Origin of the sequence: Archangium sp., from assembly GCF_036389735.1 — a bacterium.
Lineage (GTDB): Bacteria > Myxococcota > Myxococcia > Myxococcales > Myxococcaceae > Archangium.
On the sequence record NZ_DASVWK010000044.1, the window covers coordinates 1 to 7,875 of the forward strand.

The following is a 7,875-nucleotide window of genomic DNA, read 5'->3' on the forward strand; positions in this document are numbered from 1 at the left end:
CTCCATCTGGAAGATGCCGGCGGTGTCGCCGCGGGCCATCAGCTCCCAGACCTTGTCGTCGTTGAGCGGAATCTTCTCGCGCAGGACGGCCTGGTCCGCGGGGAACTTCCGGTTCACGAGGTTCAGCGCGTGCTGGATGACGGTGAGCGTCTTGAGGCCGAGGAAGTCGAACTTCACCAGGCCCGCGGCCTCCACCTCGTCCTTGGCGAACTGGGTAATCAGCGTCTGCTCACCCGGGGGCTGGTAGGTGGGGACGAACTCCCACAGCGGCTTGTCGGCGATGACGACGCCGGCCGCGTGCATGCCGGGCTGGCGGTGCAGGCCCTCCAGCGCGAGGGCGATCTCCAGCACGTCCTTGGTGGTGACGTCCTTGCCGTCCACCTGCCCGATGGCGGTGGGCTTCTCCATCATCTCCTTGAGGCGCGGCTCCTGCTCGATGGCGTCCTTGAGGGTGATGCCGAGCACCTCGGGCACCAGCTTGGCGATGCGGTCACCCTCGCTGAAGGGCAGCGCGAACACGCGGCACACGTCGCGCAGCACGCTCTTGGCCTTGAGCGAGCCGAAGGTGATGATCTGCCCGACGTTGTTCTCGCCGTACTTGCGGCCCACGTACTTGATGACCTCGTCGCGCCGGTCCTGGCAGAAGTCGATATCGAAGTCCGGCATCGACACGCGCTCGGGGTTGAGGAAGCGCTCGAAGAGGAGGTTGTACGGGAGCGGATCCAGGTCGGTGATGCGCAGGCAGTAGGCCACCAGCGAACCGGCGCCCGAGCCACGGCCCGGCCCCACCGGGATGCCGTTCTGCTTGGCCCAGTTGATGAAGTCCTGGACGATGAGGAAGTAGCCGCTGAACCCCATCTTCTGGATGACGCCGATCTCCAGCTCCAGCCGGGCCTTGTAGGGCTCGCGGTCCACGGGCGGCTGGCCGGCGCGGTAGCGCGCCAGGTTGATCTCCTTGAAGCGCTCCTCGAGGTTGGCGCGCGCCAGCTCCGCCATGAAGCTGTCCGGCGAGTGGGTGTCGGGCACCTGGAAGGTGGGCAGCATGGGCTTGCCCAGCTTCAGCTCCAGGTTGATCTGCTCGACGATGCGCTGGGTGTTGTGGACGGCCTCGGGGGTGTCCTTGAAGTACTCCAGCATCTCCTGCGGACTGGTGACGTAGAGCTTGTCCGTGGAGTGCTTCATGCGCTTGCCGTCGGCGAGCGTCTTGCCGCTGGCGATGCACATGAGGAGCTCGTGGGCGCGCGCGTCCTCCTTCTTGATGTAGTGCGCGTCCGCGGTGGCGCACAGCGGGATGTCCACGTCCCGGCTGAGCTGCTTGAGGTTCTCGTTGGCCTTCTCCTGCTCGGGCATCCCGTTGGATTGGACCTCGAGGAAGAAGTGGTCGGGCTCGAAGATGCTCTTGTACTCGAGCGCCGCCCGGCGGGCGTGGTCCATGTCCCCGCGGAAGGCCGCGCCGGTGACTTCTCCACCCAGGCACGCCGTGAGCGCGAAGAGGCCCTTGCTGTGGCTCTTGAGCAGCTCCTTGTCGATGCGCGGGTGGTAGTAGAAGCCCTCGCGGTAGGCCATGGACGAGAGGTACTTGAGGTTGTCGTACCCCTCCTTGTTCTTGGCCAGCAGGATGAGGTGGTGGCCCACCTTCTCCGTGCGGTCCTTGCGACCCTTGGGACCGGCGACGTAGGTCTCCATGCCGATGATCGGCTTGATGCCCGCGTCCTTGGCCTTCTTGTAGAAGTCGATGGTGGCGAACATGTTGCCGTGATCCGTCACGGCCACGCTCGTCATCCCCTTCTCCTTCACCGTCTTGATGAGGTCCTTCATCCGGATCGCCCCATCCAGGAGCGAGTACAGGGAGTGCAGGTGGAGATGGGTAAAGGACATGGCGGAAAAGTAGTCAGGACAGCGGGGGTACACCAGACATTCGTTCAGCCCCGCGACGCTCGCCAGTTCTTGGCCGGGCGATGCGTCCGGAGCCGAAAACTCGGCCTCGGCGCTTTGTGCCACGCCCTACACCCAGGGTGAAGGAGCCACCAGGTCGGGAGCGGCCCACACGGCCTGCCAGCTGGGATTTCCCCCGAGCGCTCCCCTGGCCGGTCGCTCAACGGGCGGGCGCTTCACACTTCTTCACGCCACGCACAAACGCCCCAAATGGTCGCCTCGCATTCTGTCCACCGTCGCCGATTGACGGCGCCACGGACAGAAACGGAGCCCCGCGAGGCTCCCGGGAGCATACGCCATGAACACGAAGAACAAGATCCTCGTCGCCGGTTCCGCCGTCCTCGCCATGGTCCTCCTCACCGGCTTCCGCGGGGGCTCCATGGGCTGCGGCGCGCGCGATCCCGAGCGCGTGAAGCAGATGGTCACCTGGAAGCTGGATGACCGCCTGGAGGGCCTGAAGGCCACCGACGCCCAGAAGCAGTCCATCCACGGGCTGAAGGACTCGCTCTTCGAGGACGGCAAGCGCCTCTTCGAGGAGCAGAAGGGCGCCCGGGCCGAGCTGCTGGACCAGTGGGAGTCGCCCACCCCGGACGCCCGGGCCGTGCACGCCCTGGTGGACGCGCGCCTGGACGCCGTCCGCGCCTTCGCCCACAAGGTGACGGACGCCGCCCTGGAGGCCCACCGCATCCTCACCCCGGAGCAGCGCCAGCAGGTGACGGCCGAGGTTCGTGAGCACCTGAACGCTCGCTGACCCTCGAATGCACACATTGTGGACGAAAGGGCGCGCTCCCACCTTTTGAGCGCGCCCGCCGTGACTACCCTGGGGGCGTGCCCCAGAACTTCGACGAGTACGCCCGCCGCATCCGCGGCTATTTCAACATCGCCGATGTGAACGAGTACGCCCGGGTCCTGGAGGGGGGTGTCGAGTACCCCCTCTTCCGGCTCATCGTTCCCGGAGAGCGTTGGCTGGTCATCACCTCGGGCTTCCACGGCGAGGAGCCCGCCGGCCCGCTCACGCTGATGCATCACTTCGCCGACATCGCCGCCTACGCCAAGGAACGAGGGGTGGGCCTGCGGGTGTACCCGTGCATCAACCCCTCGGGCTTCGTGGACGGGACGCGCTACAACCGCAGCGGCGAGAAACCCAACAACGACTTCATGCGCTACGAGACGGCCCCAGGCGAGTGGAAGGGCGAGCTCGTGGGCGAGGAGCCCTTCCTGCGCTGGGCACTCTACGACGGGGGTCCCAAGGAGACGCGGGCGGTGCGCTCGGACATCGCGCGCTACCCCGCTCCGGCCGCCGCGCTGGACATCCACCAGGACAACTACCTGCCGGGCTCCGCCACGTACGCCTATACCTTCGGGGACAAGGATGCCTTCCGGCCCTTCATGAAGGCGGCCACGGAGCATGCCACCGTCATCCGCAACGACAAGGTGGACGAGGTCAATCGCACGGACCGGGATGGTCTCATCGAGTACCACGATGGGAGCGTGACGGATTACTTCATGCGCCTGGGGGTGCCCTATGCTGCGGCACTGGAGACCACCACGCGGACTCCGCTAGAAGCCTGCCACGCCATCAACCTCATCTGGATCCGCGGCTTCATCGACCTGGCCGCGCGTGGACGCGGGAGCACCTGATGATTCGCCGACCTCTGGGTAACACGGGCCTCCAGGTCTCCCTCCTGGGTTTTGGAGCGGGGCCCGTGGGCAGCCCGGAGCTGTCGGAAGCCGACGCCGAGGCCTTGTTGAACGGGGTGCTGGACGCGGGCATCAACCTGCTCGACACGGCCCCCAGCTACGGGCGATCCGAGGAGCGGATTGGCCGGGCCTTGCAGGGGCGGCGGGGGGACTTCGTGCTGTCCACCAAGTGTGGCTACGGGGTGCCCGGCGTGGAGGACTGGACGGGGCCCTGCATTGCCCAGGGAATCGACCTGGCCCTGCGCCGGCTGCGCACCGACTACCTGGACCTCGTGCACTTCCACTCGTGCCCGGTGGAGGTGTTGGAGCGCCCGGGCGTGGTGGACGCGCTTCGGCACGCCGTCGAGCAGGGCAAGGTGCGCGTGGCCGCGTACTCGGGCGAGAGCGCGCCCCTGGGGTGGGCCCTGCACTCGGGGGCCTTCGGCTCCGTGCAGATGTCCGTGAATGTCTTCGACCAGCGCGTGCTCGACTGGGCGCTGCCCGTGGCCGTGGAGAAGGGCATCGGCGTCATCGCCAAGCGCCCGCTGGGGAACGCGCCCTGGCGCTTCTCCGAGCGCCCCTCCGCCCCGGACATCGCCACCTACTGGGACCGGATGCGCACCCTGGGCCTGGACACCGAGGGCCTCGACTGGAGCGAGCTGGCCCTGCGCTTCGCCGCCTTCGTGCCGGGCGTGGCGAGTTGCATCGTCGGCACCACGCGCACGGAGAACCTCCAACGCAACCTGCGCGCCCTGGAGAAGGGCCCTCTCTCCGGGGACCTGGTGGAACGCATCCGCGGCGCCTTCCGGCGGAATGACCAGGGCTGGGACGGGCTCATCTGACCGGAGGCGGGTGCGCTAAGGTGAGGACCCATGTCCTCAGACACTCTCCCGGACAACGGCCCTTCCGTGCGTGTCTCCGGGTGGCGGATCGTCCTGCTCACCGTCTCACCCGCCGTGGCGCACGGCTTCACGCACTACCTGCGCGCTCGAGGCCATGACGTGGTGGCGCTGGTCGCGCCCCCGGGGATTCATGGCCGGCGGCCCCATGACGCCGCGGGGTGGGCCGCTCTGACGCAGCTGCTCATGGCCGCGCCCCCCTCGCTCGATGTGGTCCTCGCCAGCGAGCGCTCCCATCTCACGCCGCTGCTCACGGCCCTGAAGCCCGATCTCCTCTTGAGCTTCTTCTTTCCCTGGCGCATCCCTCCCGAGGCGCTCGCGGTGGCTTCCCTCGGCGCGGTCAATGGCCACCCCTCGCTGCTGCCACGCTACCGGGGACCCAATCCCCTGGGCTGGGCGATGCGCAACGACGACCCGGAGCTGGGCATGTCCTTCCACCGGATGGCCGCGGAGTTCGACACCGGCCCACTGCTCGCCCAGGGACGGATTCCCATCGAGGACTCGGACACCGCCGAGAGCCTCTTCGAGAAGCTGATGGAGGAGTGCGCCTCGCTCATGCCGCAAGTCCTCGAACGGGTGGCCTGGGGCGATGTGGGCGAGCCCCAGACGCCGACGGACGCGAGCCATGCACCCCTCTTCGAGCAGTCCTACCGCGAGGTGGACTGGCGCCAACCGGCTCGCGCGGTGCACGTCCAGGTGCGCGCCTGCGGCATCGGCTCCTGGGGCGGCCAGGAGGGGGATGCGCTCGCCCTCCTGGAGGGCAGGACGGTGCGGGTTCAGCGCACCCGGTTGGCGGGCCCGGGAGACGGGCGGGCCGAGCCCGGCACCGTGCTGGCCCGTGAGGGCGAGGAGCTCCTCGTCCAATGCGGGGATGCTCCGCTCTGGGTCCGGCTCCAGCCCGGAGAGCTGTCGTGAGGCGCTGGAATGGTTGGGGACACGCCGCCGTCAGCTACCCGCTGCCGGAGACCGCCGCCTCCGTCCTCGCGGAGAAGATCGGCCCGGGCACTCCGCCCCATGATGTCTCCCTCCACGAGGTGATGGCCTCCGTGCCTCCCTCCCGGCTGCCTCCGCACCCCCTCGTCTCCACCGAGCCCGAGCTCCGCGTGCGCCATGCCCGCGGGCAGAGCTTCCCGGACCTCATCGCCCTGCGCAGCGGCCGTGTCCCCGCCTTTCCCGACGGGGTCGCCCGCCCCCGGGACTCCGAGGAGGTGCGCGCCCTCTTCGACTACGCGCGAGCGACCCCTCCAAGGAGTCCCGGGAGCACCTCGTGCTCGATGGCTGCTGCGGCGCGTGCGGCTGGGCCTGCTGCTGCCCGAGGGGGGCTCGGCGCACCTGCCCGCCCTCCGCGCCCTCTGCCAGCGGGAGCTGGGCTGGGATGACGCGCGCTGGGACTCCGAGGCGCGGGCCTACCTGACGCTCTGGCGCACCCACTACGCCCTGCCCGAGCAGCCTCGCCTTCCCGCGCTCATGCGTTGGTGAGTGGCGCCTCGCCAGATTCGAGCATTGACCCGGCCCTCCCCCGGGGGGAACGTTCCCGCGACGAGCCCGTGTGGAGGGGTACATGAGTCGTGTCGTAGGCAAACTGGGTTGGGCCCTGCTCGCCACTCTTGGCGCGTTCTGCCTGGGGACGGTGGCGCTGCACCGGGGCGAGACGATCAACGCCATCTGGCTGGTGGTGGCGGCCGTCTGCGTCTACCTGCTCGGCTACCGCTTCTACGGCCGCTACATCGCCGACAAGGCCCTGGTGTTGGATCCCACGCGGGCCACACCAGCCCAGCGCCGCAATGACGGACTGGACTACGTCCCCACCGACAAGTGGGTCCTCTTCGGCCACCACTTCGCCGCCATCGCGGGCGCGGGACCGCTGGTGGGTCCGGTGCTCGCCTCGCAGATGGGCTACCTGCCCGGCACGATGTGGATCCTCTTCGGCGTGGTGCTGGCCGGCGCGGTGCAAGACTTCATGATCCTCTTCCTGTCCGTCCGCCGCGACGGCAAGTCCCTGGGCGACATGGTGCGCATGGAGCTGGGACCCGCCGCCGGGGTGGTGACGATGATCGGCGTGCTGATGATCATGATGATCATCCTCGCGGTGCTGGCCCTGGTGGTCGTCAAGGCCCTGGCCGAGAGCCCCTGGGGCACATTCACGGTCGCGATGACCATGCCCATCGCCGTGCTGATGGGCGTCTATCTGCGCTACTTCCGCCCTGGCCGCGTGCTCGAGGTGTCGATCCTCGGCTTCGTGCTGTTGATGCTGTCCATCTGGCTGGGCGGAAGCGTCGCCGAGTCGCCGACCCTGGCACCGCTCTTCACCTTCGATGGCAAGTCGCTCGCCTGGATGCTGATCGCCTACGGTTTCTGCGCCTCGGTGCTACCGGTGTGGCTGCTGCTGGCGCCGCGCGACTACCTGTCCACCTTCCTGAAGATCGGCACCATCCTGCTGCTGGCGGTGGGCATCCTCCTGGCCGCGCCGGAGCTGAAGATGCCGGCGGTGACCCGGTTCGTCGACGGCACCGGCCCGGTGTTCGCGGGAAACCTGTTCCCCTTCCTCTTCATCACCATCGCCTGCGGCGCGGTGTCGGGCTGGCACTCGCTGATCTCCTCGGGCACCACGCCGAAGATGCTGGCCAACGAGCGCGAGACGCTCATGGTGGGCTACGGCGCCATGCTGATGGAGTCCTTCGTCGCCATCATGGCGCTGATCGCCGCCACGGTGCTCGACCCGGGCGTGTACTTCGCCATGAACTCGCCGCCCGGAGTGATTGGCACCACCGTCGAGCAGGCGGCCCAGACGATCAGCCAGTGGGGCTTCGTGGTCACCCCCGACGTGCTCGCCCAGACGGCCCGGGACATCGGCGAGTCGTCCATCCTGTCTCGCGCGGGTGGCGCGCCGACCCTGGCGGTGGGCATGGCGCAGATCCTCCATGGGCTGGTGGGAGGCCAGGGCATGATGGCCTTCTGGTACCACTACGCCATCCTGTTCGAGGCGCTCTTCATCCTCACCACGGTGGACGCGGGCACGCGGGTGGGCCGCTTCATGATCCAGGAGCTGGCCGGGCTGGTCTACGCACCGCTGCGGAGGACCGAGTCCTGGACCGCCAACCTCATCGCGACGGCGATCTGCGTGGCGGGCTGGGGCTATTTCCTCTACCAGGGCGTGGTGGATCCGCTGGGAGGCATCAACACGCTCTGGCCGCTGTTCGGCATCGCCAACCAGATGCTGGCCGCCATCGCGCTGACGCTGGCCTGCGTGGTGCTCGTGAAGATGAAGCGCGAGCGCTTCCTGTGGATTCCGGCGATTCCCACCGTGTGGCTGGTGTACTGCACGCTGACGGCCGGCTGGCAGAAGGTGTTCGGCGGGGAG

The 7,875-nt window shown here is 68.4% G+C and carries 7 protein-coding genes; 6 read left to right on the plus strand and 1 reads right to left on the minus strand.

What is annotated here, in order from left to right; genetic code table 11:
• Positions 1–1,878: DNA polymerase III subunit alpha (gene dnaE / locus VF794_RS01500; RefSeq protein WP_331106984.1), on the minus strand; the 1,878-nt coding region annotated here is incomplete at its 3' end.
• Between the two features lie 355 nt (positions 1,879–2,233).
• On the opposite strand from dnaE, the gene VF794_RS01505 reads away from it, so the two are divergent.
• The 6 genes from VF794_RS01505 to VF794_RS01530 all read left to right on the plus strand — a co-directional run.
• Complete coding sequence (locus VF794_RS01505; RefSeq protein WP_331106986.1) at positions 2,234–2,686, plus strand: Spy/CpxP family protein refolding chaperone; 453 nt, start codon at positions 2,234–2,236, stop codon at positions 2,684–2,686.
• 77 nt (positions 2,687–2,763) lie between these two features.
• A complete protein-coding gene (locus tag VF794_RS01510; RefSeq protein WP_331106988.1) occupies positions 2,764–3,576 on the plus strand; it encodes a hypothetical protein in 813 nt (270 codons plus the stop codon).
• Complete coding sequence (locus VF794_RS01515; RefSeq protein WP_331106990.1) at positions 3,576–4,457, plus strand: aldo/keto reductase; 882 nt, start codon at positions 3,576–3,578, stop codon at positions 4,455–4,457. Before VF794_RS01510 ends, VF794_RS01515 begins: the two co-directional genes overlap by 1 nt.
• A gap of 30 nt (positions 4,458–4,487) precedes the next feature.
• On the plus strand, positions 4,488–5,429 hold the full coding sequence (locus tag VF794_RS01520; protein ID WP_331106992.1) for a methionyl-tRNA formyltransferase: 942 nt from the start codon (positions 4,488–4,490) through the stop codon (positions 5,427–5,429).
• A gap of 375 nt (positions 5,430–5,804) precedes the next feature.
• Entirely contained in the window at positions 5,805–5,993 is a 189-nt protein-coding gene (locus tag VF794_RS01525; protein ID WP_331106994.1) for a hypothetical protein, read from the plus strand.
• 82 nt (positions 5,994–6,075) lie between these two features.
• The coding region (locus VF794_RS01530) for a carbon starvation CstA family protein (protein ID WP_331106996.1) at positions 6,076–7,875 on the plus strand (1,800 nt) is incomplete at its 3' end.

What these genes read in the sequence shown, in the direction of transcription:
- VF794_RS01520 (WP_331106992.1), top strand. Translation starts at nt 4,488, where the DNA reads ATGTCCTCAGACACTCTCCCGGACAACGGCCCTTCCGTGCGTGTCTCC.
- VF794_RS01515 (WP_331106990.1), top strand. Translation starts at nt 3,576, where the DNA reads ATGATTCGCCGACCTCTGGGTAACACGGGCCTCCAGGTCTCCCTCCTG.
- VF794_RS01505 (WP_331106986.1), top strand. Translation starts at nt 2,234, where the DNA reads ATGAACACGAAGAACAAGATCCTCGTCGCCGGTTCCGCCGTCCTCGCC.